This is a genomic window from Thauera sp. WB-2, from assembly GCF_027594845.1.
Taxonomy (GTDB): Bacteria; Pseudomonadota; Gammaproteobacteria; order Burkholderiales; family Rhodocyclaceae; genus Thauera; species Thauera mechernichensis.
This window is the reverse complement of sequence record NZ_CP088935.1, coordinates 1,746,272-1,770,468: the sequence shown is the minus strand read 5'-3', so window position 1 is coordinate 1,770,468 and position 24,197 is coordinate 1,746,272. Positions and strand designations below refer to the sequence as shown.

General features: G+C 66.4%; 25 protein-coding genes. 8 read left to right on the top strand and 17 right to left on the bottom strand.

Annotation, left to right across the window (positions count from 1 at the left end; translation table 11 throughout):
• Positions 1 to 12: 12 nt before the first annotated feature.
• Positions 13 to 816, top strand: a complete 804-nt coding sequence (fliR, locus tag LQF09_RS08120; RefSeq protein ID WP_002924049.1) for a flagellar biosynthetic protein FliR — start codon at positions 13 to 15, stop codon at positions 814 to 816.
• A 22-nt stretch (positions 817 to 838) separates the two neighbouring features.
• On the opposite strand, the gene LQF09_RS08115 is transcribed toward fliR, so the two are convergent.
• The 12 genes from LQF09_RS08115 to flgB form a co-directional block, all read right to left on the bottom strand.
• Positions 839 to 1,333: a hypothetical protein gene (locus tag LQF09_RS08115; protein WP_002924046.1), complete on the bottom strand. Its 495-nt coding sequence runs from the start codon at positions 1,331 to 1,333 to the stop codon at positions 839 to 841.
• A gap of 8 nt (positions 1,334 to 1,341) precedes the next feature.
• The gene (gene flgL, locus LQF09_RS08110) at positions 1,342 to 2,541 is read right to left on the bottom strand and encodes a flagellar hook-associated protein FlgL (protein WP_270069625.1); all 1,200 of its coding nucleotides are present in this window, start codon (positions 2,539 to 2,541) and stop codon (positions 1,342 to 1,344) included.
• A 23-nt stretch (positions 2,542 to 2,564) separates the two neighbouring features.
• Positions 2,565 to 4,589, bottom strand: a complete 2,025-nt coding sequence (gene flgK, locus LQF09_RS08105; RefSeq protein ID WP_270069624.1) for a flagellar hook-associated protein FlgK — start codon at positions 4,587 to 4,589, stop codon at positions 2,565 to 2,567.
• A 71-nt stretch (positions 4,590 to 4,660) separates the two neighbouring features.
• Positions 4,661 to 5,692 carry a flagellar assembly peptidoglycan hydrolase FlgJ gene (flgJ, locus tag LQF09_RS08100; RefSeq protein WP_270069623.1) on the bottom strand — a complete coding sequence of 344 codons (1,032 nt, stop codon included), beginning with the start codon at positions 5,690 to 5,692 and terminating at the stop codon, positions 4,661 to 4,663.
• A gap of 10 nt (positions 5,693 to 5,702) precedes the next feature.
• Positions 5,703 to 6,830, bottom strand: a complete 1,128-nt coding sequence (locus LQF09_RS08095) for a flagellar basal body P-ring protein FlgI (protein ID WP_002924039.1) — start codon at positions 6,828 to 6,830, stop codon at positions 5,703 to 5,705.
• Positions 6,831 to 6,842: 12 nt separating this feature from the next.
• Positions 6,843 to 7,517, bottom strand: a complete 675-nt coding sequence (locus LQF09_RS08090; protein WP_002924034.1) for a flagellar basal body L-ring protein FlgH — start codon at positions 7,515 to 7,517, stop codon at positions 6,843 to 6,845.
• A 10-nt stretch (positions 7,518 to 7,527) separates the two neighbouring features.
• Entirely contained in the window at positions 7,528 to 8,310 is a 783-nt protein-coding gene (gene flgG, locus LQF09_RS08085; protein WP_002924033.1) for a flagellar basal-body rod protein FlgG, read from the bottom strand.
• A gap of 163 nt (positions 8,311 to 8,473) precedes the next feature.
• Positions 8,474 to 9,208, bottom strand: a complete 735-nt coding sequence (flgF, locus tag LQF09_RS08080; RefSeq protein WP_002924032.1) for a flagellar basal-body rod protein FlgF — start codon at positions 9,206 to 9,208, stop codon at positions 8,474 to 8,476.
• A 43-nt stretch (positions 9,209 to 9,251) separates the two neighbouring features.
• Positions 9,252 to 10,595: a flagellar hook protein FlgE gene (gene flgE, locus LQF09_RS08075; RefSeq protein ID WP_270069622.1), complete on the bottom strand. Its 1,344-nt coding sequence runs from the start codon at positions 10,593 to 10,595 to the stop codon at positions 9,252 to 9,254.
• A gap of 15 nt (positions 10,596 to 10,610) precedes the next feature.
• Positions 10,611 to 11,279 carry a flagellar hook assembly protein FlgD gene (locus tag LQF09_RS08070; RefSeq protein WP_270069621.1) on the bottom strand — a complete coding sequence of 223 codons (669 nt, stop codon included), beginning with the start codon at positions 11,277 to 11,279 and terminating at the stop codon, positions 10,611 to 10,613.
• A gap of 38 nt (positions 11,280 to 11,317) precedes the next feature.
• Entirely contained in the window at positions 11,318 to 11,722 is a 405-nt protein-coding gene (flgC, locus tag LQF09_RS08065) for a flagellar basal body rod protein FlgC (RefSeq protein WP_002924029.1), read from the bottom strand.
• A gap of 11 nt (positions 11,723 to 11,733) precedes the next feature.
• Positions 11,734 to 12,138 (bottom strand): flagellar basal body rod protein FlgB, encoded by a 405-nt coding sequence (flgB, locus tag LQF09_RS08060; protein ID WP_002924027.1) that lies wholly within the window; start codon positions 12,136 to 12,138, stop codon positions 11,734 to 11,736.
• Between the two features lie 229 nt (positions 12,139 to 12,367).
• On the opposite strand from flgB, the gene flgA reads away from it, so the two are divergent.
• The 7 genes from flgA (at position 12,368) to parC (ending at position 19,363) form a co-directional block, all read left to right on the top strand.
• Positions 12,368 to 13,108: a flagellar basal body P-ring formation chaperone FlgA gene (gene flgA, locus LQF09_RS08055; RefSeq protein ID WP_270069620.1), complete on the top strand. Its 741-nt coding sequence runs from the start codon at positions 12,368 to 12,370 to the stop codon at positions 13,106 to 13,108.
• A gap of 100 nt (positions 13,109 to 13,208) precedes the next feature.
• A complete protein-coding gene (flgM, locus tag LQF09_RS08050; protein WP_002924025.1) occupies positions 13,209 to 13,505 on the top strand; it encodes a flagellar biosynthesis anti-sigma factor FlgM in 297 nt (98 codons plus the stop codon).
• Between the two features lie 56 nt (positions 13,506 to 13,561).
• Entirely contained in the window at positions 13,562 to 14,047 is a 486-nt protein-coding gene (locus tag LQF09_RS08045) for a flagella synthesis protein FlgN (protein ID WP_002924024.1), read from the top strand.
• A gap of 83 nt (positions 14,048 to 14,130) precedes the next feature.
• Entirely contained in the window at positions 14,131 to 16,119 is a 1,989-nt protein-coding gene (locus LQF09_RS08040; protein ID WP_270069619.1) for a DNA topoisomerase IV subunit B, read from the top strand.
• Positions 16,120 to 16,209: 90 nt separating this feature from the next.
• On the top strand, positions 16,210 to 16,461 hold the full coding sequence (locus tag LQF09_RS08035; protein WP_002924022.1) for a type II toxin-antitoxin system Phd/YefM family antitoxin: 252 nt from the start codon (positions 16,210 to 16,212) through the stop codon (positions 16,459 to 16,461).
• Positions 16,458 to 16,910 (top strand): PIN domain-containing protein, encoded by a 453-nt coding sequence (locus tag LQF09_RS08030; protein ID WP_002924020.1) that lies wholly within the window; start codon positions 16,458 to 16,460, stop codon positions 16,908 to 16,910. Before LQF09_RS08035 ends, LQF09_RS08030 begins: the two co-directional genes overlap by 4 nt.
• The gene (parC, locus tag LQF09_RS08025) at positions 16,907 to 19,363 is read left to right on the top strand and encodes a DNA topoisomerase IV subunit A (protein ID WP_002924018.1); all 2,457 of its coding nucleotides are present in this window, start codon (positions 16,907 to 16,909) and stop codon (positions 19,361 to 19,363) included. The genes LQF09_RS08030 and parC overlap by 4 nt, the downstream gene beginning before the upstream one ends.
• A gap of 59 nt (positions 19,364 to 19,422) precedes the next feature.
• On the opposite strand, the gene LQF09_RS08020 is transcribed toward parC, so the two are convergent.
• The 5 genes from LQF09_RS08020 to LQF09_RS08000 all read right to left on the bottom strand — a co-directional run bounded on the left by LQF09_RS08020 (position 19,423) and on the right by LQF09_RS08000 (position 24,099).
• Positions 19,423 to 20,865: a methyl-accepting chemotaxis protein gene (locus LQF09_RS08020; protein WP_443081780.1), complete on the bottom strand. Its 1,443-nt coding sequence runs from the start codon at positions 20,863 to 20,865 to the stop codon at positions 19,423 to 19,425.
• 82 nt (positions 20,866 to 20,947) lie between these two features.
• Entirely contained in the window at positions 20,948 to 21,490 is a 543-nt protein-coding gene (locus tag LQF09_RS08015; RefSeq protein WP_002944022.1) for a PAS domain-containing protein, read from the bottom strand.
• A gap of 207 nt (positions 21,491 to 21,697) precedes the next feature.
• A complete protein-coding gene (motD, locus tag LQF09_RS08010; protein WP_002924004.1) occupies positions 21,698 to 22,531 on the bottom strand; it encodes a flagellar motor protein MotD in 834 nt (277 codons plus the stop codon).
• Positions 22,532 to 22,544: 13 nt separating this feature from the next.
• Positions 22,545 to 23,285: a flagellar motor protein gene (locus tag LQF09_RS08005; RefSeq protein ID WP_002924003.1), complete on the bottom strand. Its 741-nt coding sequence runs from the start codon at positions 23,283 to 23,285 to the stop codon at positions 22,545 to 22,547.
• A 46-nt stretch (positions 23,286 to 23,331) separates the two neighbouring features.
• Positions 23,332 to 24,099: an RNA polymerase sigma factor FliA gene (locus LQF09_RS08000; RefSeq protein ID WP_002944024.1), complete on the bottom strand. Its 768-nt coding sequence runs from the start codon at positions 24,097 to 24,099 to the stop codon at positions 23,332 to 23,334.
• Positions 24,100 to 24,197 lie beyond the last annotated feature (98 nt).

Below are 24,197 nucleotides of genomic sequence, written 5' to 3'. Positions count from 1 at the left end.
TGCAGTCCCCCGATGCTCAGCGTAACAGCTGCCCAGCTCGACGCCTGGCTCGCGGCGCTGATGTTCCCGCTCGGGCGCCTGCTGGGTCTGTTCACGTCCGCGCCGATCTTCGCCAACCGCGGCGTGCCAATGCGCATCCGCCTTGCCACCGGGATCGCGGTAGCGCTCGCCGTGCTGCCGGTCATGCCGCCGATGCCGGAGGTGCCGCCCAATTCCGGTCTGGGGCTGGTGATCTTCGGTCAGCAGGTCTTCATCGGCATCGCCATGGGCTTCATGATGCGCATCGTGTTTGCCGCGGTGGACATGGCAGGCGCGCTCATCGGCATGCAGATGGGGCTGTCGTTCGCGATCTTCTTCGACCCCGATGCCGGCGGCCAGACGGCGGTGCTGTCCGACTTCCTCAACCTGCTCGCCACCCTGCTCTTCCTCGCCGCCAACGGCCACCTGGTGCTGCTGGAGATCATGGTGCGCAGCTTCGAATGGCTGCCGGTGAGCGTCGAGCTGATCCGTGCGGACGGCTGGGCCTTCATCGCGCGCACCGGCGTCACGGTATTTACTGCCGGCCTGCTGCTGGCCATGCCGATCATCGGCATGCTGCTCGTGGCCAACATCTCGCTCGGCGTGCTCACACGCGCGGCACCGCAGCTGAACCTGTTCGCGGTCGGTTTCCCGGTCACGCTCACCGCCGGCTTCGTCGGCCTGCTGTGGCTCATGACCAACTTCGCACCGGTACTGCAAAGCCTGTTCGAGCGCGGCTTCGACAGCATATCGATGCTGCTCGACGCCCTCGCCCCCCTTCCCGCGCCGACGCGCTGAACCGCTGGCGCGTCAGTGCGCTTCAGAGCGTCGGGAACATGTGCGAGCGCACGAATCGGATCTCGGCGTTTGCGTAGCGGCGGGCAAAAGGCCGGGTCGATTCCACGCCCTCCTCGTAATGAACCACTTCGTAGCCTGCGAAGCCGCCAGCCTCTACGATATCGCGCGCATTGCGCGCAACGACCTGCCGCGCCTCGCCGTCACCACCGGTATTGAGCGCCTTCATACGCAGCGTCATGCGCACCCGGTCACGCCCGGCCTCGCGCACCTCGATCCGCCACGTCGGCGCGAGCGGGTCGTAGATCGCGAAGGCGACCAGTGCGCCTGCGATGTACTCGGGCTTGAGCATCTTGAGCTCGCTCAACATCATCGCGCCGCCCACGACCGCCGCAGCCGGGCCTGCCTGCTCGATGGCGACCTGCGCGGGCGCAGGCCCGGTGTCGCGGACCTGAGCCTCCTGGCCGGACGCGCAGGCCGTCAGGCAAGCCGCTACGCTCAGGGCGAGAACGGTACGCATGATCGGCCTCAGTTGAGATAGTTGAACAAGGACAAGCCCGACACCCGCATGAACGACTGCTGCGCCGCCTGCAGGTAGGTCTGCTGCTGCGTCAGCCGCGAGATCGCCTCGGCGTAATCGACATCCTGCAGGCCCGAAAGCGTGGTCGCATACTGGAGATCGAGATCACTGCCGAGATTGGCCAGCGCCTCGGTCTCGGTGAGCTGCGAACCGATCTGGGCGCGCGTCCTGAGCAGGCTTTCCTGGCCGGCATCGAAGGTCTCGAGCGCGAACGCAACTGCGCCGGTCATGCCCGACACACCCGGCTTTTCCAGGGCTGCGGCAAACATCGCCATATTGTTGAGCAGATTGGTCGAGGGCACGAAGACCTCATACGCAGCGGGGCTTGCGGCCGGCGTCGCGGAGAGGTCGAAGGTGATGCCGTCGATCGTGGGGGTGCTGCGGATCGCGAAGCTCCCCGGGCTCGGCGCCACGGGCTGGCCGTCCTGGCCGATGCGGGTGACCGAGTAGCTTGCCGCGAGGGCGTCGTATTCGAACTGGTAGCGCGTGCCCTCGCGCACGGCACTCGCGTCGACCGCGGTGACGGCGGGACCATCGGCGCCCGCAGCGCCCGCGCTCGAGTACACCTTGATCGACGCCGGGCTCAGCGCCAGCGTGCGATCGAATACGTCCGAGCCCGGCAGGCTGACCGCCATGTAGCGCGACGCCGAGACCTGGATGCTACGCTCGCCCTGGTCGCCGTTGTAGGCCACACCGGACAAGCCGCCGCTGTAGGGCTGCTGCTGCGAACGGTAGCCCCCGAAGATGTAGTCGCCCGTGCCATCCTGGCTGTTCGCCAGTGCCAGCATGGCCTCGAACTGCGCCTTCATGTCGGCTGCCATGTAGCGAAGGTCTTCCGACGCGAGGGTGCCATTGCCGGCCTGCACCGCGCGCTCGCGCGCGTACTGCAGCACACTGCCGGCACTCTGCAGGCGGGACTCGAGCAGCTTCATGGCATCGTCGGCATAGCCGATGTTGACCGAGAACTGGCTGTTGACCGCCTTTGTCTGCCCCAACTCGAGCGCCCGGGCCGAGGCAATCGGGTCGTCCGCCGGGGTGAGCACCCGGCGGCCGGTCGACACCTGCTGCTGGGTCTGCAGGATGTTCTTCCACTGCTGCTGGATCGAGCCGACGCCCTTGTCGTAGATCATGCTGGTCGAAACACGCATGATGAGCTCTCCTTGATGCCGGCTCAGCGGCCGATGCTGATGAGTTCGTCGAACAGGCGCTGCGCGACGGTCATGACACGCGCGGAAGCCTGGTAGGCGAGCTGGAAGCGGACGAGGTTGGCAGCCTCCTCGTCGAGATTGACGCCGGACATGCTGTCGCGCGCCGTAGTCGCCTGGGCCAGCAAGGCATCCTGGGCAGCCTCATTGACCTGCACCTCGCGGGTCTTGTTGCCGACCGTGCTGACGGTCTGCGCGTAGCTGGACTGGAAGGTCGCCGTCGGCCGGCCGTTGGCGTCTGCCAGCAGTACCTTCCTGGTCTGCAGCGCACCAAGGGCAACCGCGTTGCGGCTGTCCGACACGCCCGCGGCAGCGGGCGCAAAGTCGAAGCGGTCCCCGCTTTGCGGCGCACCGTTGATGTCGACATCGAAGCTGTAGCCGCCTGGCTCGGCGATACGGAAGCGGACACCGGACGCATCGGTGGTCGGGTTGAAGGCGGCACTCGCGGTCGCAGGCCCGCCCACCGGCACCCAATCGCCGCTGCTGGGCTGGAACTCCAGGCGCTGGATCGTGTACCCGCCCGTGGTCGGCAGATTCAGGTTGGCGCCGTCGAAGCTCAGCGCGAACGACGAAAATGCAGGCGCGGTACCGGGTAGATCGCCCACACTCAGCATCTCGATGCCAGAGGCCTTGGCCGTGCCTTGGTTGCTGAGCGGCAGGTTCGCCATCACCGGGCTACCGGCCGCGACCGAGTGCGGATCCGCGATCGCCACCGCGATGTCGCGCGCCGCATTGCGCGTTGCCTGGACCAGCGCCGTCTGGCCTGCGCCCAGGGTGCCCCCGGCAAACGCAAGCCCATCAATCTGGAAGGTGCCGGTCGCGGCGGGGTCGGTCGACGGCGGAAAGAGCTGGCCGTCCGACAGCCGCCGCACCCTGAAACCGCCTGCCCCCTCCCCCACGACCTGGTAATCGCTCGCCTGCAAGCGCGCCGCATCGGTGAGCGCCACCGTCACGCCGGTTCCCTGCGGCACGACGCCGATCGGAGGCATCTGGAAGAAGCCGTCCCCCAGCCTGCCCTCCAGCGTCACCCCCAGCGCATGCTGGTCATTGAAGGCCTTGGCCATGCCCAGGGCAATCAAGCCGAGCTCGTTCTGGACGCGGTCAAGCGAGCTCTTGCGGAACTCGAGCAGCCCCCCGAGTTCGCCGCCGCCGAGCAGCGACTCCGCGATCTCGATGGTGTTGCCGCCAGGCACCTTCATGGAGATCGCGCCCCGCTTCGGATCGACCTGGCTCGGGATGACCTCGAACTCCGACACGGTCCCGCGCAGGACGAGAGGCTGGCCCGAGCCGATGAAGACCGACACCCCGCCATTCGCCTTGGTGCCATCGGTCTCGGCCACCACCGAGATCTGCACCAACTTGTTGAGTTCTGCCAAAAGCTGGTCGCGCTGGTCGAGCAGGTCGTTGGCGGGCGTGCCCGCTCCACCGGCCTGCGCGACCACGATGCGCTGGTTCATCTCGGCAATGGCCTTGGCGTAGGTGTTGATCGACTCGACGGTCTGGACCAGATTGCCCTCGACGCCCTGGCGGATCTCCTCGAGGCGGGTGTTGAGCGCCTGGAAGCGCGAGGCCAGCGCCTGGCCGTTGGAGATCAGCGACTGGCGAGCGGCCACGCTGGTCGGGTTGGACGCCACCTCCTGCACGCCGGCAAAGAAGTTCGCCAGGGCCGGCGACAGGCCGGTGGTGCTGTCGGCGAGCAGGTTGTTGATCTGGCCGATCTGGCTACCGTAGGCCGCATACTGCGCACGACGGTTGTCGGCTTGCGTGACCTGCGCCTCCAGGAACTGGTTGTAGGAGCGCGTGATGCCGGTGACGTTGGTGCCCTGGCCGAAGAAGCCTGCGCCGGTAAACAGGGGCTCGCGCGCGCCCTGGCTGACCGTCTGACGGTGATAGCCGGTCGTCCCCGCATTGGTGATGTTGTGACTGGTGGTGTTGAGCTGGGCCTGCGCTGCATTGAGGCCCGAGACACCGATGTTGAGCATGCCAGCCATGATCCGAGTCCTGTTCCAGTGATTCCTTGCAGGTACTCAGCAAATACCTTGCCAGCCCGCGGGCGGCAATATCAGCCCATGCCTGCCAGCGCGTTGCGCAGGGTAGCGCCGCCGATGATGCGGGTGAGCTTGTCGGCATAGTGCGGATCGGTGGCATAGCCGGCGTCCTGCAGCGCACGAGCGAATCCGGCTGCGCTGGTCGAGCCCAGCACCGCGCCATAGCGCGGACTGCGCGTCATCAGCCGGGCGTAGTCGGCGAAGGACTCGGCATAGGACGAATAGGCGCGGAAACGCGAGGGTTCGGCATACGCCTGCCCGCCCGCATATTCGGTAACGGTACGGTCGACCGTCTCGCCCTGCCAGTTGGACCCGGCCTTGATGTTGAACAGGTTGTGGCTGGGGCGCCCATCGGCATGACGCAGCTGCTTTTCCCCCCAGCCCGTCTCCAGGGCAGCCTGCGCCACCATGAAGGCGGCCGGGATGCCGGTCTGCTTGCTGGCCTCCAGCGCATGCGGCCAGACATCGGCGACGAAATCGCGCACCTTGGCCACGACATCGCCAGCCGCATCGCGCGCCTGGCGGATCGCATCGGCGAAGCGCGACTGCGTGAGCGCAGACTCGGCCGCGGCAAGCGCATCCCCGCCGGCAAGCGGGTCGGTACCGGCGGACGACGTGCCGGCGGCAAGGCCGGCACGCTGCATCACGGCAGAAATTGCCGGCCGGCGCGCCACGCCGGCAAGATCGAAGCCGCCGGCGACGCCAGCCGACGGCACCAGCGCATCGATCGCGCTCGCGCTGTCGGGCCGGCCGCCGAGCTGGCGGAAGATCACCTCGGACAAGCCGGTGCCGCGGGACTGCGATGCATTGAGCGCAAGCTGCTGGTCGAGCAAGCTCTGGTACATGCGCGTCTGCTCGCTGTCGAACATGCTGCTCGAGGGCGTGGCCTCGCGCATCGACTTGAGCGCCATCTGCAGGAACAGCGCCTCGAACTGGCGCGCAGCCGCGCGCAGCGTCTCGTTCGACTGGCCGTCGGTGCGCGCCAGGCGCTGCAGGTCGCGCAAGGAGTTGGGGTCGAAGGCGTTGAGCTGGACGCCGGCGTTCATGGCTCGAGCCTCAGATGATCTCGAGTTCGGCGCGCAAGGCACCCGCAGCCTTCATCGCCTGCAGGATGCTGACCAGATCCATGGGCTTGGCACCCAGCGCATTGAGCGCCTTGACCACATCGGCGAGGTTGCCGCCGGCGCGCACGTTGTGGATGCTGCCACTGTCCTGCTGGATATCGACCTGGCCCTGGTTCTGCGCAGTCACCGTCTGGCCCTGCGACAGCGGATTGGGCTGGCTGACCTGCGTCTCGCTGTTGACGGTGACGGTGAGATTGCCGTGCGACACCGCCACGTTCTGCAGCGTCACGCGCTGGTTCATCACCACCGAGCCGGTGCGCGAGTTGACGATCACCTTGGCCACCTGCTGCTCGGGCGTCACCCGCAGGTTCTCGATCTGGGCGAGGAACGCGACCCGATACGACACATCGGTCGGTGCCCGCACCTCGACGCTGCGGCCGTCCAGCGCACGCGCCGATCCGGGCGACACCGCATTGATCGCATCGACGACGCGGCGTGCCGTACCGAAGTCGGTCTGATTGAGCTCGAGCATCACATAGTCACCCTGCCCCACCGAGGATGCGACCGCGCGCTCGACCGTCGCCCCCGCGGGGATACGCCCTGCAGCGAGGTGATTGATCGTCTGCGCCGCACCGCCGGCCTGGGCGCCGGCACCACCGACGACGAGGTTGCCCTGCGCCACTGCATATACCTGCCCGTCGGCGCCCTTGAGCGGGGTCATGATCAGCGTGCCGCCGCGCAGGCTCTTGGCGTTGCCGATCGACGACACCGTGACGTCGATCGCCTGGCCGGGCCGTGCAAACGCGGGCAGGTTCGCAGTGACCATCACGGCGGCCACGTTCTTGAGCTGCATGTTGGTGCCCTGGGGCACGGTCACACCCATGTTGCTGAGCATGTTGACGATGCTCTGCTTGGTGAAGGGCGTCTGCGTGGTCTGGTCTCCGCTACCATCGAGGCCGACGACGAGGCCGTAGCCGACGAGCTGGTTGTCACGCACGCCGGCGATCGAGGCGAGATCCTTGATGCGCTCGGGGGCAGCCTCGGCGGCAGAGGAGAGAAAGATGCCAGCGGCCACGGCAACCGCCACGGCACGCATCAGCAAGGTCTGGATCCGGAGCATGGCGAGCCTCGATCAGAAGGGCAGCACGGCAAGGAAGAAGCGCTGCAGCCAGCCCATGGTATTGGACTGGTCGATGAAACCGCTGCCGCGATACTCGATGCGCGCATCGGCCACCTGGGTGGACTGGACGGTGTTGCTGGAGGTCACGGTGTTGGGATCGACCACACCGGAGAAGCGGATGAACTCGCTGCCCTGGTTGATCGCCAGCATCTTCTCGCCTGACACCAGCAGGTTACCGTTGGGGAAGACGTCGATCACGGTGACCGTGACCGTGCCGTTGAAGGCGTTGTTGGCGCGCGCGCTGCCGCTGCCGCTGAAGTCGGAATCCACACCGGCCTCGACGCCCAGGCCGTTGAGCCCGCCCAAGGGCAGGCGCGAGGTCGCGGTGATGCCACCCGACATCTCGGAGCCACGGCTCGCGCTGGCGTTCGCGCTCTTGGTGGCCGTGTTGCGCTCGACCAGGTTGATCGTGATGATGTCGCCGACATGGCGAGCACGCCTGTCCTCGAACAGGGGCCTCGCCGCCGCAGCCTGGTAGATGGCACCGTTGGCCGGTGGCTGGGCCATGCGCTCGCCGGGGCGCACGCTCATGGGCTGATGCACTGCCGTGGGCGGGACGCTGTCGATGGATGCGCACCCCGACAGCAGGGCAAGGGCCAGGAGTGCGAAGCTGCGGATGACGGACATGGCCGCGCCCTCAAAGCTGGGTCAGCCGACCGAGCATCTGGTCGGATGTCGAGATCGCACGCGAATTGAGCTCGTACGCGCGCTGGGTCACGATCATGCTGACGAGTTCCTCGGCGACGTTGACGTTGGAGGTCTCGACGTAACCCTGGTTGATCACCCCGGCGCCATTGGTCCCGGGCTCGGTCGGCGTCGCCTCGCCGCTCGATGCGGTCTCGTAGAACAGGTTCTCCCCCGCGCTCTGCAAGCCACCGGGGTTGATGAAGGTGGCCACCTGGATCTGCCCCACCGGCTGCGGCTCGACCTGGTCCGGCACGGTAACGGTGACGGTACCGTCCTTGCCGACAGTGATCGAGCGGGCATTGGCCGGGATCTGGATGGCGTCGAGCAGCGGATAGCCGCTGGCGGTGACGACGTTGCCCTGGTTGTCCAGTTGCAGCGCCCCGTCGCGGGTATAGGCGGTGGAGCCGTCGGGCATCGAGATCTGCAGGAAGCCGTTGCCCTGGATGGCGAGGTCGAGCGCCCCCCCGGTCTGTTGCAGGCTGCCCTGGGTGAAGATGCGCTCGGTGGCGACCGGGCGTACGCCGGTACCGATCTGCAGCCCGCTCGAGACCTGGGTCTGCTGCGTTGTCTGCGCGCCGGGCTGGCGGATGGTCTGGTACAACAGGTCCTCGAACACCGCGCGCTGGCGCTTGTAGCCGTTCGTCGACACGTTCGCCAGGTTGTTCGAGATCACATCCAGCGAGGTTTGCTGGGCATCCAGCCCGGTACGGGCGGTCCACAACGAGCGGATCATGATGAAGTCCTCTGTTCTGCCTTGCCGCTGCGGCAAAGGCTGCCGCAGGGTGGCGGCGTTTGCCGCAATTTCACGGGATCAGTCTAGCCCTCGGACGGGCCAGGCGATTGCACGATAAGCAACGCAAAAACCGTGCTAATCGCCGCGCCCCGCGGGCAGGACATCAACGCCAGGACAGCACCTGGCTGGCGGCACGGTCATTGGCCTCAGCGTTCTGCAGCATGCGCACCTGCATCTCGAACTGACGCGCCAGCGAAATCATCTGCACCATCTGGTCAGCCACGTTGACATTGCTGCCCTCGAGGTAACCGCCTGCGACCTGGACATTGGGATCGACCGGCGCGGCGGCACCGTCGGCGAGGCGGAACAGACCGTCGTCCCCGCGCACGAGATCGGCCTCGGGCGGATTGACCAGCTTGAGCTGGCCGACGAGGTTCACGACCCCGTCGTCGGGGTTGATGGACGAAATCGAGCCGTCACGGCCGATGACGATCTCGGTATCGGGCGGCAGCGTCACCGGGCCACCGTCGCCAATCACGGGCAAGCCATCGCGCGTCTGCAGCACCCCTGCCGGGCTGAGCGCCAGACTGCCATTGCGGGTATAGGCCTCGCTGCCGTCCGGCTGCTGAACGGCCAGCCAGCCCTTGCCTTCGAGCGCAACGTCGTAGGGCCGTCCGGTGTATTGGATCGGCCCCGGAGCGAAGTCGTTGGCGATGCTGGCGTCGACCGCGAACGAGCGCGTGCGAAAGGCCTCGGTCTGGATCTCGACCGCTCTCAGCTTGTGCAACTGCGAGCGGAAACCGGTCGATGCCGCATTGGCGATGTTGTTGGACACCGCCGCCTGCTGGTCCATCGTGCCCTTGGCACCGGTCATCGCGGTGTAGATCAGGCGATCCATGTTCGACTCCCTTCGTTCTGTCGGCCGGCAGCCGGATCAGGCATCAGCGCAGATTCACCAGCGTCTGCAGGATCTGGTCCTGGGTGCGGATCGATTGCGCGTTGGCCTGGTAGTTACGTTGCTGGATGATCATCTGCACCAGTTCCTGGGTCAGATCGACGTTGGATTCCTCGACCTGACCGGCCGAGATCACGCCATTGAGCCCGTTGCCCGGCTCGCCGCGGGCAAAGCCGCCGGACTCCGGGGTCTCGACCCAGTAGTTGTTGCCGATGGGCGACAAGCCGTTGTTGTTGCGCACGGTCGTCAGGTTGACGATCGCGATGTCCTTGGTGATGCCGTTGGTGTAGCGCGCCTGTATGACGCCGTTGCGGCTGATCGCCAGGCCGGCGATCTCGCCCGGAGCCGAGCCGTTCTGGGTAAGCTCACGCGGGGTCGACTTGCCGCCGAACTGGGTGATCGAGTTCATCGCCAGTTCGATCACGCTCGGCGCGATCGCATCGCTGCCGAGCGTGGCGCTGAACACCGAGCCGTTCAGGGGCGGCGTGACCCCAGGAGCCGTCACCTGGGGCGTCACGCTGGCGATGCGGCCAAGGCCATCGAAGCCAAGGCGCGAGTTGTAGGTGAGCGAGGCCGTGTCGTTGTCGGCAACGGTGTACAGGTCCCACTCGCTGTAGGTCGGCGGCACGGTCGCGGCATCGACGACATCGGTGCGGCGCACGAAGTAGAACGATAGCGAGTGCTCCTTGCCGAGCGAGTCGAAGATCTTGAGCGCGGTCGAGTAGGTGTAGGTGCTGGCGTCGTTCGGGTTCGGCGGAACACTCCCTGGCAGGGCCGGCGGGGCGGGGTCGGGGATCGTCGCCGCATCCGCGCTCAGGTTCAGGCTCAGGCCCACCTCTGAGGTCGCAGCCGCACCGACGCCGGTCGACGGGATCACCATCGTGCGGAACGAATCCGCGGTGACCGAGGCGGGAGCACGCACGTCACCCGAGATGGGGTCCACGACCTGGTAGCCCATCAGCCGGTCACCAAGCGCCGTGATGATGTAACCCTGCTTGTCGATGTTGAACTGGCCGTTGCGCGTCAGCGCATAGCCGCCGTTCTGCAGTTCGACCTCGAAGAAGCCGTTGCCGTTGATCGCCATGTCCAGCGGATTGCTGGTGGTGGTGATGTTGCCCTGGTTGAAGGTCTGCCGCACCGCCTGTACCGCACTGCCGATGCCGATCTGCACCTTGGACACCGCACCGGTGAGGGAGGACGCATAGGCGTCGGCAAACACCGTGCCGGAGTTCTTGAAGCCCACCGTGCTGGCGTTGGCGACGTTGTTGGAGATGACGTCAAGCGCTTTGGAGGAGGAGTTCAGGCCACTGAGGCCCTGCTGAAATGCCATGGTCGCTGCTCCGGATCAGAGGATCTGCTTGATGTCCGCAACCTTGAACACGCCAAGGTCACCTACCTGGAGGTCCGTGCCGCTGTTGCCGCGCACGATGCTGGTGACCGGACCGAACTGCAGCGTGCGCCCGCCGACCGCCTCGTTGCCCAGCGTCGCCGACAGCGACAGGGTGTAGATGCCGTCGGCAGCGCGCGAACCGTCATCGGCCGAGCCATCCCAAACGAAATTGTGACTGCCAGCGGTAACCGCGTCGAAATCCATCTGCTTCACCGCGAGCCCGGCGCTGTCGCGCACCGTCAGCGTGACGCGGTCGGCCGGGCCGTCGATCTCGAAGCCGCCCACGGCCCCGGCCTCGGTGAGGGCCAGGCTGCGGCCTTCGACCAGCACCCCGCGACCAAGCAGCGCCGCCGCATTGAGCCCCTCCGACGACGCCCGGGAATCGAAGAAGGACTGCACCAGCTTGTTCAGCCGCTCGATGCCGTCGACCGTGCTCATCTGCGCGAGCTGGGAGGTCATCTCCGCGTTCTCCATCGGGTTCATCGGATCCTGGTTCCTCAGCTGCGTCGTCAACAGCTTGAGGAAGCGGCCCTGCTGGTCTTCCTCGGGCTTCTGGACGGGTTCGCTGCGGGCCAGGCTGGCCAGCACGCTGTTTGCAGTCTGGTTGTTCGAGACGGTGGTCATGGTGTGCTCCTGCTAGCGGCATCGTTTGCCGGACGGGCTTACTGTCCGATCTGCAGTGTCCTCTGGAGCAAGGTCCGTGCCGTGTTCATGATCTCGGCGTTGTTCTGGTACGAGCGTGAAGCGGAAATCATGTTCACCATCTCCTCGGCAACGTTGACGTTGGGCATCTCGACGTAGCCCTCCGCGTTTGCCGCCGGGTTGTTGGGCTCGTACACGAGCCGCATCGGCGCCGCACTGTCGACGATCTGCGTGACCTGGACGCCGATCGCGCCGGGTCCGGCGACCGGACGGGCGGCGAACACCACCTGCTTGGCGCGATAGGGTTCGCCGGTCTCGGTCGTGACGCTGTCGGCGTTGGCGAGGTTGGACGCCGTGGTGTTGAGGCGCATCGACTGCGCGTTGAGCGCAGAACCTGCAATCTGGAAGACGTTGAGCATGCTCATGGCTGGACTCCTTACTGACCGGTGAGCGCGGTGTTGAGCGAACGCAGCATGCCGTTGATGAAGGTCACGCTCGCCTCGTAGCGCAGCGCATTCTCGGCAAACGCGGCACGCTCGATGTCCATGTTCACCGTGTTGCCATCGACCGAGGACTGCAGCTCGGTACGGTACTTGGCGTAGTTCTCCGCGCTCGCAGAGGCACCACCCGTGATGTGTCCGGCATGCGTGGTCTGGAGCGCAACACCGCTGCGCGCGGCTGTCATCGCCCCTTGCAGGGCGCTCTTGAAGTCGATGTCGCGCGCCTTGAAGTGCGGCGTATCAGCGTTGGCGATGTTGGAGGCGAGCAACTCCTGCCGGTACGCCTGCAGGTTCAGCGCGGTCTGGTGGAAACGGAACTGGTTGTCGACTAGGGTCTTCATCGCATGGCCTCGGGAACGGGCTGCACCATCGCGGCACGGGTGAATGCGGCATGGCGGGCTTCCATGAACCCGTGGTCGCAGCTTTCATGCCAGCCATGTTACGAGGCATGGCGGGCCTCCACTCTCGCGATAAGACCGCGGAAAGCAGCCCTTCTTTGCCGCTTGCCCGCGCATCGCGGCAAAAGCTGCCGCCTTGCCCTGTCCCTCGGAGCGTGCTGCAATCCCACCCATGAACACGTCCGCGACCTCTTTCCCTCGCGCCCGCCCGGGCACGCCGGGACGCGGCCCCAGCCGCTGCATCGGCGCCCTGCTCGCCAGTACGATCGTGGCGACGGCCGCCTCCGCCCACCAGCCCTCGGAGCCGATCGAACACGCGGTGCAGGCGTTTCTGGAGCACGAGGTCCAGGGCATGCCCGGCGACATCCGTATCGGCGTAAACCGCTTCGACCCGACAAACCGGCTGCCGGCCTGCGCCAGCATCGTCCCCTTCCTGCCGCCAGGGGTGCGCCCGTGGGGTGCGATCAGCGTGGGCATCCGCTGCGACGCGCCGATGCCATGGACCGCCTACGTTCAGGCACGGGTGCAGGTGTTCGGCCCTTACCTCGTCGCTGCACGGGCCTTGCGCTCATCGGAGCGCCTCGACGCCGTCGATGTCGAAGTCCGCGAGGGCGAACTGAGCGCCCTTCCAGACAACGTCCTTTCGGCGCCGGAGCAGGCCGTGGGTCACATCACCCGCTTCGCGGTAGCCGAAGGCATGCCGCTGCGCGCAAGCGTGCTCCGGCAAGCCAACGCGGTCAGCCGCGGCCGCCCCGTCCAGGTGTACACTCAGGGCGAAGGCTTCACCGTCTCCGGCGAAGGACAGGCACTCAACGACGCAGCGCCCGGAGAACGCGTCCGCGTACGCCTGCCTGGCGGACAGATCGTCCACGGCGTGGCGCGTGCCGACGGCGGTGTCATGCTGGGTTTTTGATACGGCGAGGGCACACGCTTCGACATAGCGGATAATTCGCTAAAGTTTAGCGAAGGGGTGCCGTAGACCCTTTCGACTCATAGTGTTCCTGGAAACCATCATGAAGATCGAAAGCTCGGGCAAGGCCTACGTCCCCACGCCCGCACAGGACAACCGCGCGCCAGCTGCGCGTGCCAAGACCGAAGCACAGAGCAGCGCCGAAAGCGTCCAGATCTCGCCGATGGCCTCGCTCATGCGCAAGGCCGAAAGCACGATCTCCGGTACGCCCGAGGTCAACATGCAGCGCGTCGACGAGATCCGCCAGGCCATCTCCGAGGGCCGCTTCAAGGTCGACGCCAGCCGGATTGCCGACGGGCTCCTCGACAGCGTCAGGGAAATGCTGGGTTCGCGCGGGTAAGCCAGGAGCGTTAAGATTCGCGCACGCGAACTTCCTGCCCACGCCGGCCCGACCCCATGCAGACTACCGCCCAACCGCCAGCAGAACTCCAGCGCATCGCCCTCCTGGTCGAGGCCGAACTGCTCCAGCTGGGTGAGTTCCTCGCCCTGCTCGACCGCGAGGAGGCCGTGCTGATCAAAGGCGACACCGACGCCCTGCTGGCCATCGCCAACGAGAAGAACGAGCGCTATCGACAGCTGCAGCGGCTCACCGACGAACGCAGCCGCCTTCTGGGGCGTGCCGCGCTCACCAGCGCAGACGCGGCCATGCGCACGCTTTTCGGCAACCTGCCGCGCGTGCTGGTGCGCTGGGACGAACTGGTCAGCGCGGCCCGCCAGGCCCGCGACCGCAACGCGCTCAACGGCAAGCTGATCCTCGAACGCATGGCCGGCAACCAGGCTGCCCTGTCCATCCTGCTGTCGGCCGCCAACCACCCGCAACTGTACGACGCCGACGGCCTCTCCAAGCCTACCGGCGGCGGCCGCATGCTCGGCAGTGCCTGAATCTTTATCCAGTCCTGCAGTCTCATCAGCCACGCGCTCTCTGCTATCCTTGCGCCCTTCGTGACACCGAACGGGCGCGCAGCATGGCTGGCAAGCAAGACACTCCAAAGCAGTACGACGAATCGTCCTTCCGAGTCCTGAAGGGGCTGGAGCCGGTGCGCGAACGCCCCGGCATGTACACCCGCACCGACAGCCCGGCGCACATCATCCAGGAAGTGATCGACAACGCCGCCGACGAGGCGCTCGCCGGCTTTGCGAAAAAGATCCAGGTCACCCTGCACCTCGACGGCTCCATCACCGTCGCAGATGACGGCCGCGGCATTCCGGTCGGCCTTCATCCCGAAGAAGGGGTGCCGGTAGTGGTGCTGGCCTACACCCGGCTGCACGCTGGCGGCAAGTTCGACAAGCGCGAGGGCAACTCGGCCTACGCCTTCTCGGGCGGCCTGCACGGCGTCGGCGTGTCGGTGACCAATGCGCTGTCGACCCGCATCGAAGTCGAGGTGAAGCGCGACGGCAAGATCCACCGCATCGACTTTGCCGACGGCGGCGAGACGATCAGCCCGGTACGCATCGAGGGCGAATGCGGCCGCCAGACCGGCACCCGGGTGCGGGTGTGGCCGGACGGCAAGTATTTCGAGTCGCCGCGCGTGCCAATGAACGAACTCGAGCGCCTGCTGCGCTCCAAGGCGGTGCTGCTGTCGGGGGTCGCGGTGCGGCTCGACATCGAGCAGGCCGGCGGCCCGGTGCTGACCAAGACCTGGTCCTACCCCGAGGGCCTGGCCGGCTACCTCAGGGAACTCGCTGGCGACATCGAGGCGGTGGCGCCGATCTTCACCGCCGAGAAGTACGCGGGCAAGGACGACGCCAGCTTCGCCCCCGGCGAAGGCGCAGCCTGGGCGCTGGCCTGGTTCGAGTCGGCCGTGCCCAGCGAGTCCTACGTCAACCTGATCCCCACGGTGAATGGGGGCACCCATGAGTCGGGCCTGCGCGCCGGCGTGTTCGAGGCCATGAAGTCCTTCATCGACCACCACACCCTGCTGCCGCGCGGCGTCAAGCTGCAGCAGGAGGACGTGTGCGGGCGCATGAGCTTCGTCCTCTCGGCGCGCCTGCTCGACCCACAGTTCCAGGGCCAGGTGAAGGAAAAGCTCAACTCGCGCGAGGCGGTCAAGCTCGTCTCCAGCCAGTTGCGCGACCCCTTCGAGATCTGGCTCAACAACCACGTCGAAGCCGGCAAGGCCATCGCCGAACTGTCGATCAAGCAGGCGCTGGCGCGCCAGAAGAGCGCGCAGAAGGTCGAGAAGAAGAAGACCTCGGGCGTCGCCGTGCTGCCCGGCAAGCTGTCGGACTGCGAGTCCGAAGATCTCGCCGACAATGAACTCTTCCTGGTCGAGGGCGACTCCGCTGGCGGCTCGGCCAAGATGGCGCGCAACAAGGAGACCCAGGCCATCCTGCCGCTGCGCGGCAAGGTGCAGAACGCCTGGGAGATCGACCCGGATCGCCTGTTCGCCAACGCCGAGATCCACGACATCGCGGTGGCCTTGGGCGTGGATGCGCACAAGGCCGACAGCGACGTTGACCTCTCCGGCCTGCGCTACGGCAAGGTCGTCATCATGTCTGACGCCGACGTGGACGGTGCCCACATCCAGACCCTGCTGCTCACACTGTTCTTCCGCCACTTCCCAAAGCTGATCGAGCGTGGCCATGTGTACGTGGCGCAACCGCCGCTGTACCGCGTCGACGTACCGGCCCAGGGCAAGAAGCGCCCGCCGCGCCGGCTCTACGCGCTCGACGAGGGCGAACTCACCGCGATCCGCGACCGCCTCGAGAAGGAAGGCTTCAGGCCCGACGCGATCGAGATCGGCCGCTTCAAGGGCCTGGGCGAGATGAACCCCGACCAGTTACGCGAGACCACCATGGACCCCGCCACCCGCCGCGTGCTGCCGGTGAAGGTGCGCAGCGGCGCACTCAAGGACACGCTGAGGATGTTCACCCTGCTGATGGGCAAGGGCGAGGCCTCGGGGAGAAGGGCGTGGATGGAGGAGAAGGGCGACAGCGTGGAGGCGGATATTTAAGCGCCAGCGGGTACATCGACATTGCCCGATCAGACCACTGGAACTAAAGTAGTGACATTCACTACTTTAGTTTCTAGCGAAGGACCCGATATGCATACCGTCTCCGCTGCCGAAGCAAACCGACAGTTCTCCAGCCTGCTGCGCCAAGTGAGCCAAGGTGAAACCGTTACGGTCCTGTCCCACGGTCGCCCTGTTGCAACCATCAGCCCCGCTGTCGTCGGGACGGAACTCGACCACGATCGAACCAAGGCGCGCGCTCGCCTGCTTGCCCGGCTGGATGGGGAGCCCGTTGCGGACAACCGCAACTGGACCCGCGCCGAATTGTACGACCGCGGCCAATGAAGATCGCTCTCGACACCAACATCCTCGCCTATGCGGAAGGCGCCGGCGACAATGCACGTTGCGCTGCGGCCCGGGTGCTGCTCGGAACACTCTCGGCGAGCGAGGTGATGATTCCCGCCCAGACGCTGGGTGAGTTGTACCGGGTCCTGACCGGAAAGCTCAAGCGCGACGCCGAAGCGGTTCGCACAGCCCTGCTCGACTGGTCCGATGCCTACGAGGTGGCCGATTCGACCTGGCCGAGCTTTCAGGCGGCCATCGACCTGGCCTGCGATCACCGCATGCAGGTTTGGGATGGCCTGATCCTCTCGGTCGCTGCGGAAAACCGTTGCCGCCTGCTGCTGAGCGAGGACCTGCAGCACGGCTTCACCTGGCGCGGCGTCACCGTCATCAATCCTTTCGAGCATGTCGCACACCCGCTACTGCTCGCAGCCTGCAGTTCGAATACATGAGTACAGACACTCCCGATCTCTTCGATGCGCCTGACGCATCCGAATCCGTAACGCTCGCGACCTCAACGCCCACTGCAGTGAAGAGCACCTCAGGTACGGCGCAGGATACGGGCGCCGACGAGTCACCGACGGCCACCGGCGCGAACCTGCCCCCGCCCCCCGCACCGCCCGCCGCCCCCGAGCCCGAACCCGAGGACGACAGCACCCTGGCGCTCGACCGCTACGCCGAGCGCGCCTACCTTGCCTACGCGATGAGCGTGGTGAAGTCGCGCGCGCTGCCGCAGGTCGAGGACGGCCTCAAGCCCGTGCAGCGCCGCATCCTGTACGCGATGAACGAGATGCGCCTGTCGTCCACCTCCAAGCACGTGAAGTCGGCGCGCGTGGTCGGCGACGTGATCGGCAAGTACCACCCGCACGGCGACTCCAGCGTCTATGACGCCATGGTGCGGGTGGCGCAGGATTTCTCGCTGCGCTATCCGCTGGTCGACGGCCAGGGCAACTTCGGCTCGCGCGACGGCGACTCGGCGGCGGCGATGCGCTACACCGAGTGCCGACTGACGCCGATCGCCGAGCTGCTGCTGTCCGAGATCGACCGCGGCACGGTGGACTTCATCCCCAACTACGACGGCGCCTTCGAAGAGCCGCAGCTGCTGCCGGCGCGCCTGCCCTTCGTGCTGCTCAACGGCGCCTCGGGCATCGCCGTGGGCATGGCGACCGAAATCCCGCCGCACAACCTGCGCGAGGTGGCCGAGGCCACCTGCCACCTCATCCGCCACCCCGAGGCAACGCTCGAGGACGTGCTCGCCATCATCCCCGGCCCCGACTTCCCCGGCGGCGGCCAGCTCATCTCCACGCCCGAGACCATCCGCGACGCCTACGCGGCGGGCCGCGGCAGCCTGCGCCTGCGCGCACGCTGGAAGATCGAGGAACTCGCCCGTGGCCAGTGGCGGGTAATCGTCGAAGAGCTGCCGCACGGCGTCTCCGCCGCGCAGGTGCTGTCCGAGATCGAGACCCTGACCAACCCGCAGCCGCGCGCGGGCAAGAAAGAAGTCTCGCAGGAGCAGAAGAACCTCAAGCAGCTCGTGCTCGGCGTGCTCGACACCGTGCGCGACGAATCCAGCGACAAGGCCCCGGTGCGCATCGTGCTGGAGCCCAAGTCCAGCCGCCAGAACCGCGACGAGTTCATGGCGGTGCTGCTCGCCCACACCAGCCTGGAGACCTCGGCCTCGGTCAACATGACCATGATCGGGCGCGACGGTCGACCGCAGCAGAAGAACCTGGTGCAGGTCCTGCGCGAATGGATCGACTTCCGCTACGTCACCGTCGAGCGCCGCACCCGCCACCGCCTGGACGAGGTCGACCGCCGCATCCACATCCTCGAAGGCCGCATGATCGCCTTCCTGCATATCGAGGAAGTGATCCGCGTGATCCGCGAGTCGGACGAGCCCAAGCCGGCGCTGATCGCCGCCTTCGGCCTGTCCGAGACCCAGGCCGAGGACATCCTCGAGATCCGCCTGCGTCAGTTGGCCCGCCTCGAAGGCTTCAAGATCGAGAAGGAACTCGCCGAGCTCAAGGACGAGCGCGCCGGCCTTCAGCACATCCTGGACAACCGCGCGGCGATGACCAAGCTGATCCTCAAGGAGATCCAGGACGACGCGAAGAAGTATGGCGACGACCGCCGCACCCTGGTCGAAGCGGTGGCCGCGGTGGCACCTGCCGAGATCAGCGTGCCGGACGAGCCGGTCACCGTGATCGTGTCGAAGAACGGTTGGGTGCGTTCGCGCCAGGGTCACGGCATCGACCCCGCAGGCATCGCCTACAAGGCCGGCGACTTCGGCTTCGCAGTGATCGAGACGCGCACCACCTGGCCGCTGATCGTCATCGACAGCAATGGCCGCGCGTACACGGTAAAGGTGTCCGACCTCCCCGGCGGGCGTGGCGACGGTGCGCCGATCACCACCCTGGTCGAGTTCCAGGACGGCGGCAAGCTCGCCCAGGTGGTCACCGACACGCCGGACGCGGTGTACTTCTTCGCCAACAGCGGCGGCTACGGCTTCCTGTGCAGCGTTGCGGACGCCAGCAGCCGCCAGCGCGCGGGCAAGGCCTTCATGAGCCTGGAAAAGGGCGAGAAGGTATTGGCGCCGGCCAGGGTGTTCGGCGACTGGATCGCCGCGGCGTCCGAGAACGGCCGCCTGCTGGTCTTCCCCCGCCCCGAAATGAAGACCCAGAGCGGCGGACGTGGCGTGATCGTCATGGCACTGGACGAGGGCGAGACGCTCGCCGCCGTGGCCGTACCTGCAGACGACGCAGTGCTCACGGTCAAGGGCTCAGGCCGCGGCGGCAAGGCGGTGAGCATCGAACTGAAGCCCTCGCAGCGCGAACCCCTGCGCCACCGGCGTGCACGCAAGGGCGTGCCGCTGACCCCGAAGGTGAAGCCGGAACAGCTCTACTGAAGCAGCGCCCCGTGCCCCCAGCTTTCGGGCCGGGCACGGCCGGCATGCCCGGACACAAGCTAGTGCCGGGTGTTCCCGTTGCGCCCCTGCTCCACCCGCTTGTGCTCGATCATCTCGCCAATCAGCCGGATGACCTCGCTGCTGGCCGCTTCGGCGGCGCGCATCTCGTCCACGATGCGCTTGAAGACGGCCTCGTCGTGCAGCCAGTCTCCCCGCGAAGCCTCCACCGCACGCTGCACGCCGTCATGCACCGCATGGTGCGGCCTCTCCAGGCTGCGATAGGCGGGTGCTCCCGCGAACGCCCGTGCCCCGTCGCCTTCGTAGTACCAGTGGCCGAGCCGGCACGTGCGCGCCGTCACCGAGACTTCCTCGACGCGCTCGCGCCCGCCGCTCTCCACCGCGACATGGGCGTTCTGCATGTAGATGATGTGGTCGACCTTGACCAGCGTGCCGAAGACTCGCTCGCGGGCAGTACCGATCAGGCGGATGGTCTCGTCGGCTGACTGGGCCACGTCGGCGAACCCATCGGCAAAGAGCCTCACGCGGTCGGTAACCTCCGCAACCTGGCCGCTGACCCCACCGGTCTGGTCGACCATCTCATCCACGCAGGCGCGCAGGCTGCGTACGACCTTGCCGATCTCCTCGGTGGCCTGGCGCGTGCGATCCGCGAGCTTGCGCACCTCGTCGGCAACGACGGCAAAGCCGCGACCGACCTCTCCGGCGCGAGCAGCCTCGATGGCTGCATTGAGCGCGAGCAGGTTCGTCTGCTCGGTAATCTCGGAAATGAGCTTCACCGTGTGGTCGATCTCCTGGCTCGAGGCACCCAACTCCCCCGCCGCACTCCCCATGCGCTGCATCCGGCCATGCATCGAGGTCATGGTGGCGCGCAGGTCGGCCACCGTCTCGCTGCTGTCACGCGCCCCCCTGCCGTTGCGCTCCGCAATGTCGAGTACGTCGCTCATCAGCTCGGACACGTTGAGCATGTCGTTCTGGTTGATCCTGAGGTTCTTGAACAGCGAGCCGGCGTTCATCTCGTGCAGGTTGGCCGACAGGCGGTTGCGCCGTGAGAACTCGTCCGCCTTGAGCATGGCCTCGAGCGCGTGATTGATCTCGTGTTCGGACTTGCCGAAATCCCCCGGCATACCCATGGGGAGCGCAGGGCGGGTAAAGTCGCGCCGTGCAGCCCGCTCGAAGCAGTTCGACACATCCTTGAAGTAGGTTTCGACCACATCCATGAGGTCGTTGAAGTTCCAAGCAACGTGGCCGATCTCGCCCAAACCCGAGACATTGGTGATGCGATGGTGGGTATTGCCCTTGCGCGCCGCCACGATCGCCTCGTTGAGGCGGGTCACCGCGTCCAGCGTACGGCGGTGATGCACGAAGGAAAACACGACGTAGGCCAGCGTCCCCAGCGGCAGCAAGGTGTTGAGGACATTCCAGCCCGAAGTCCATACATTGAAGCCAGCCAGCATCCAGACGGTGCCGATGTAGATTGCACACATCAGGGTGAACTGCTGCGACGCAAACAGCCGCCCGCGGCTGGTCCCGCTCGTTTGTGCGAGAACTCTCGTGCTGCTCATCGACTCACTCCCCGTTCTTCAGGTGGCGCTTGTAGCAATCGAGCACGAAGGCCTCGTAGCTCGTGCTGCGGGCCTCGAGCTGACGCGTGAGCCAGGCGATCGAGGCATCCGGCGCATCCTTGGCGCCTGCGCGGGCCTCGATTGCGCACATCTCGCGATACAGCGGCTCGATCTCCCGTATCGCGCCGGTCGGCGCCTGCCGGCGCACCGAGTAATAGCCGATCAGCCGGCCGTCGGAATGGTCGGGCGTGACGTTCGCGAACACCCAGTAGTAGGCGCCATCGGCGGTGATGTTCTTGACGAAGCCGAACCACTCGCGGCCTTCGCCCAGGGTTTTCCAGAGCAAGCGGAACGCCCCACGCGGCATGTCGGGATGACGGATCACGTTGTGCTGCTTGCCAAGCAGTTGCCGCTCCGAAAAATTGGCAACACGCATGAAGACGCGGTTGGCATAGGTGAGGATGCCCTTGACGTCGGTCTTGGAGACGATGATCTCATGCGCATCGAAACGCACCTCTCGATCCACCGGGATAATGCCGCTCTTCATTCAGGTACCACTCCAGGAAGCAGGACGCGGGCAAACCAGTCGCAACGCATGCAGCGAGGGCCTGCGAGTGCAGGTCCAGGGCATACGCCGCATGGCCGTATCATCGCTCATATCGGCCTGCCAGCGACCAACTTGAGGGCGCTTGTAAACATATCCTGCGCCCTGGAGACGGCCTGCAAGCTGAGGCGTGCGGCGTTGCCCGGCGGCTCAGAATCCGTCGGGCAGGATCGAGCGAATCGGATCGCCCGCAGGGATGCTGGCCGGCCGCGGATCGGGGGCGACGTCGGCCGTCCGCGACTCGATCAGGATCGTCACCCGCCGATTGCGGCCACGCTCTTCTTCCGTGCTGTTGCCGGCGACCGGGCGCTGGTCCGCGTAGCCCGCCACCGTCAAGCGATCGGGCTGCACGCCACTGTCGATGAAGAGCCGCGCCACCGTGGATGCACGCACCGCCGAAAGCTCCCAGTTGGACGGAAAGCGGAACGTACTGATCGGCACTGCATCGGTATGGCCCTCGACGGTGATCGGAAACCCCGCCGGCGCCAGCACCTGGGCAACGGCCCGCAGCGCATTGACCGCCTGCGTGCCGAGCGCTGCATCGCCGGGTGCGAACAACAGGCTGGCGTTGATCTCGACGCTGACGCCGAATGCCCCTTCGGTGACGTTGACCTGGCCGGCCTGCGTCAACGGGTTGAGCACGCGCCGGATGTCGTCCGCCATGTTGCGCATGCGCTGCGCCATCTCCCGGCGCCGGACCTCGGCCTGCGGATCGACCGCCGGGACGGCCTGCGCAGTGACTGGTCGGGGTGGCACCACGGTGACCTGGGGCAGCGCGATCTGCTCGCTGCTGTCGTTGACGGTGACGTTGCGAAACGCCTGGACGAGCGAATCGGACAGCACCCGATACTTGCCCTCGTTGATCGAGGACAGCGAATACATCACCACGAAGAAGGCAAACAGCAGCGTGATGAAGTCGGCATAGGAGACCAGCCAGCGCTCGTGGTTGTCATGTTCTTCGTCGAGCTTGCGCCTGCGCCGCATGGCCGCCCCGCCCTCAGACGACGTAGCCCTGCATGCGGCTGGCGATGATGCGTGGATTGTCGCCGTTGGCAATGCCGACCAGCCCGTCGATGAACATCTCGCGCTGGGTCGTGAGGGTGATGATATGGGCTACGAGCTTCTTCGCGATCGGCAGGAACACCAGGTTCGCGAAGCCGACGCCATAGATCGTCGCGACGAAGGCCACGGCAATGCCGGCACCGAGCCGCGACGGATCGGAAAGGTTCTCCATCACGTGGATCAGGCCCATGACTGCGCCCAGGATGCCAATGGTGGGGGCGTAACCGCCGGCCGCCTCCCACACCCGCGCGGATTGGCGCAGCTGCCCTTCCCAGACGCCGACCTCGACCTCCAGTATCTCGCGCAGACGGTTGGGCTCGACACCGTCGACGAGCAGCTGCAGCCCCTTGCGCATGAAGGGGTCGGACAGCCTCTCGATCTGGTTCTCGAGCGTCAGCAGCCCCTCCTTGCGCGCCACATGGCTCCAGTTCTCGACCTGCTCGATGACCGCCTGGGAGCTCATCGCCGGCGGAACGAACACCCAGCGCGCCATGCGCATGCCTTCGACGAAGCTGCGCAGCGGGCTCTGCAGCATCACCGCACCCAGCGTGCCGCCAATCACGATCAGGAAGGCCGTGGGCTGCACCAGCGAGGAGATATGCCCGCCCTCGAGCACCTGGCCGATCACGATGGCCGCAATGCCGAGCGTCAGGCCGACGAGGCTGATCTTATCCATGATGAGGCGTCAAGATACGCACACGCATCCTTGTCAGGGCTTGTGTTCAGTTGGCCGCCTTCTTGGGCGGTCGCCCGCGCCGGCGTTGTGGTGGCAGCGTGGAGCTGCCTTCGAAGAGCCCCGCACGCAGGCGCGCCACGGCCTGGCCGTGCAACTGGCAGACCCGCGACTCGGTCACGCCGAGAACCGCACCGATCTCGCGCAGATTGAGCTCTTCGTCATAATACAGGGCCATCACCATCTGCTCGCGCTCGGGCAACGCGCAGATCGCGTTGACCAGGCGTTCGCGCATCTCGCTGTCCTCGAGCAGGTCGAGCGGATTGCTGTCCGTGGCTGCCAGGTGACGCTCGAGGAAATCGTCGTCCTCGTCGCGGTTGAAGTCCTCGAGATAGACGAGCTGGTGGCCGCGTGCCTCCTGCAGCATGCGCTGGTATTCGTCGAGCGAGACCCCGAGCGACTCGGCAAGCTCCGTCTCCGAAGGCTGGCGGCCGAACTGCTGCTCGAGCGCATGGATCGCCGCCTCGATACGCCGCATGTCGCGGCGCAAACTGCGCGGCAGCCAGTCGTTCTCGCGCAAGCCGTCGAGCATGGCGCCGCGGATACGCTGCACTGCATAGGTCTCGAACTGGGCACCGAGGCCTTCTTCATAGCGGCCGAGCGCATCGAGCAGCCCCATGAGGCCGTTCTGGATGAGGTCATCCACATCCACGCTGGCCGGTAGCCGGGACATGAGCTGGAAGGCGATGCGCTTGACGAGCGGCGCATACGCTTCGATGAGGCTGCTCTTGTCGAGGTTGCCGTTGGCGTCGTACATCCATTCAACCTGTATCTTGGGACGACGCGAGCCCCTGCCCGCGCTGGCTCCGCTAACCGGAGGCGGTGATTTTCCCGCAGCGGGGGCGGGATTACCAG

Bases quoted from the DNA above. Each gene is read 5' to 3' on its own strand.
- fliR (WP_002924049.1), top strand. From the start codon at position 13: ATGCTCAGCGTAACAGCTGCCCAGCTCGACGCCTGGCTCGCGGCGCTG.
- LQF09_RS08115 (WP_002924046.1), bottom strand. From the start codon at position 1,333: ATGCGTACCGTTCTCGCCCTGAGCGTAGCGGCTTGCCTGACGGCCTGC.
- flgL (WP_270069625.1), bottom strand. From the start codon at position 2,541: ATGCGTGTTTCGACCAGCATGATCTACGACAAGGGCGTCGGCTCGATC.
- flgK (WP_270069624.1), bottom strand. From the start codon at position 4,589: ATGGCTGGCATGCTCAACATCGGTGTCTCGGGCCTCAATGCAGCGCAG.
- flgJ (WP_270069623.1), bottom strand. From the start codon at position 5,692: ATGAACGCCGGCGTCCAGCTCAACGCCTTCGACCCCAACTCCTTGCGC.
- LQF09_RS08095 (WP_002924039.1), bottom strand. From the start codon at position 6,830: ATGCTCCGGATCCAGACCTTGCTGATGCGTGCCGTGGCGGTTGCCGTG.
- LQF09_RS08090 (WP_002924034.1), bottom strand. From the start codon at position 7,517: ATGTCCGTCATCCGCAGCTTCGCACTCCTGGCCCTTGCCCTGCTGTCG.
- flgG (WP_002924033.1), bottom strand. From the start codon at position 8,310: ATGATCCGCTCGTTGTGGACCGCCCGTACCGGGCTGGATGCCCAGCAA.
- flgF (WP_002924032.1), bottom strand. From the start codon at position 9,208: ATGGATCGCCTGATCTACACCGCGATGACCGGTGCCAAGGGCACGATG.
- flgE (WP_270069622.1), bottom strand. From the start codon at position 10,595: ATGGCATTTCAGCAGGGCCTCAGTGGCCTGAACTCCTCCTCCAAAGCG.
- LQF09_RS08070 (WP_270069621.1), bottom strand. From the start codon at position 11,279: ATGACCACCGTCTCGAACAACCAGACTGCAAACAGCGTGCTGGCCAGC.
- flgC (WP_002924029.1), bottom strand. From the start codon at position 11,722: ATGAGCATGCTCAACGTCTTCCAGATTGCAGGTTCTGCGCTCAACGCG.
- flgB (WP_002924027.1), bottom strand. From the start codon at position 12,138: ATGAAGACCCTAGTCGACAACCAGTTCCGTTTCCACCAGACCGCGCTG.
- flgA (WP_270069620.1), top strand. From the start codon at position 12,368: ATGAACACGTCCGCGACCTCTTTCCCTCGCGCCCGCCCGGGCACGCCG.
- flgM (WP_002924025.1), top strand. From the start codon at position 13,209: ATGAAGATCGAAAGCTCGGGCAAGGCCTACGTCCCCACGCCCGCACAG.
- LQF09_RS08045 (WP_002924024.1), top strand. From the start codon at position 13,562: ATGCAGACTACCGCCCAACCGCCAGCAGAACTCCAGCGCATCGCCCTC.
- LQF09_RS08040 (WP_270069619.1), top strand. From the start codon at position 14,131: ATGGCTGGCAAGCAAGACACTCCAAAGCAGTACGACGAATCGTCCTTC.
- LQF09_RS08035 (WP_002924022.1), top strand. From the start codon at position 16,210: ATGCATACCGTCTCCGCTGCCGAAGCAAACCGACAGTTCTCCAGCCTG.
- LQF09_RS08030 (WP_002924020.1), top strand. From the start codon at position 16,458: ATGAAGATCGCTCTCGACACCAACATCCTCGCCTATGCGGAAGGCGCC.
- parC (WP_002924018.1), top strand. From the start codon at position 16,907: ATGAGTACAGACACTCCCGATCTCTTCGATGCGCCTGACGCATCCGAA.
- LQF09_RS08020 (WP_443081780.1), bottom strand. From the start codon at position 20,865: ATGTGTGCAATCTACATCGGCACCGTCTGGATGCTGGCTGGCTTCAAT.
- LQF09_RS08015 (WP_002944022.1), bottom strand. From the start codon at position 21,490: ATGAAGAGCGGCATTATCCCGGTGGATCGAGAGGTGCGTTTCGATGCG.
- motD (WP_002924004.1), bottom strand. From the start codon at position 22,531: ATGCGGCGCAGGCGCAAGCTCGACGAAGAACATGACAACCACGAGCGC.
- LQF09_RS08005 (WP_002924003.1), bottom strand. From the start codon at position 23,285: ATGGATAAGATCAGCCTCGTCGGCCTGACGCTCGGCATTGCGGCCATC.
- LQF09_RS08000 (WP_002944024.1), bottom strand. From the start codon at position 24,099: ATGTACGACGCCAACGGCAACCTCGACAAGAGCAGCCTCATCGAAGCG.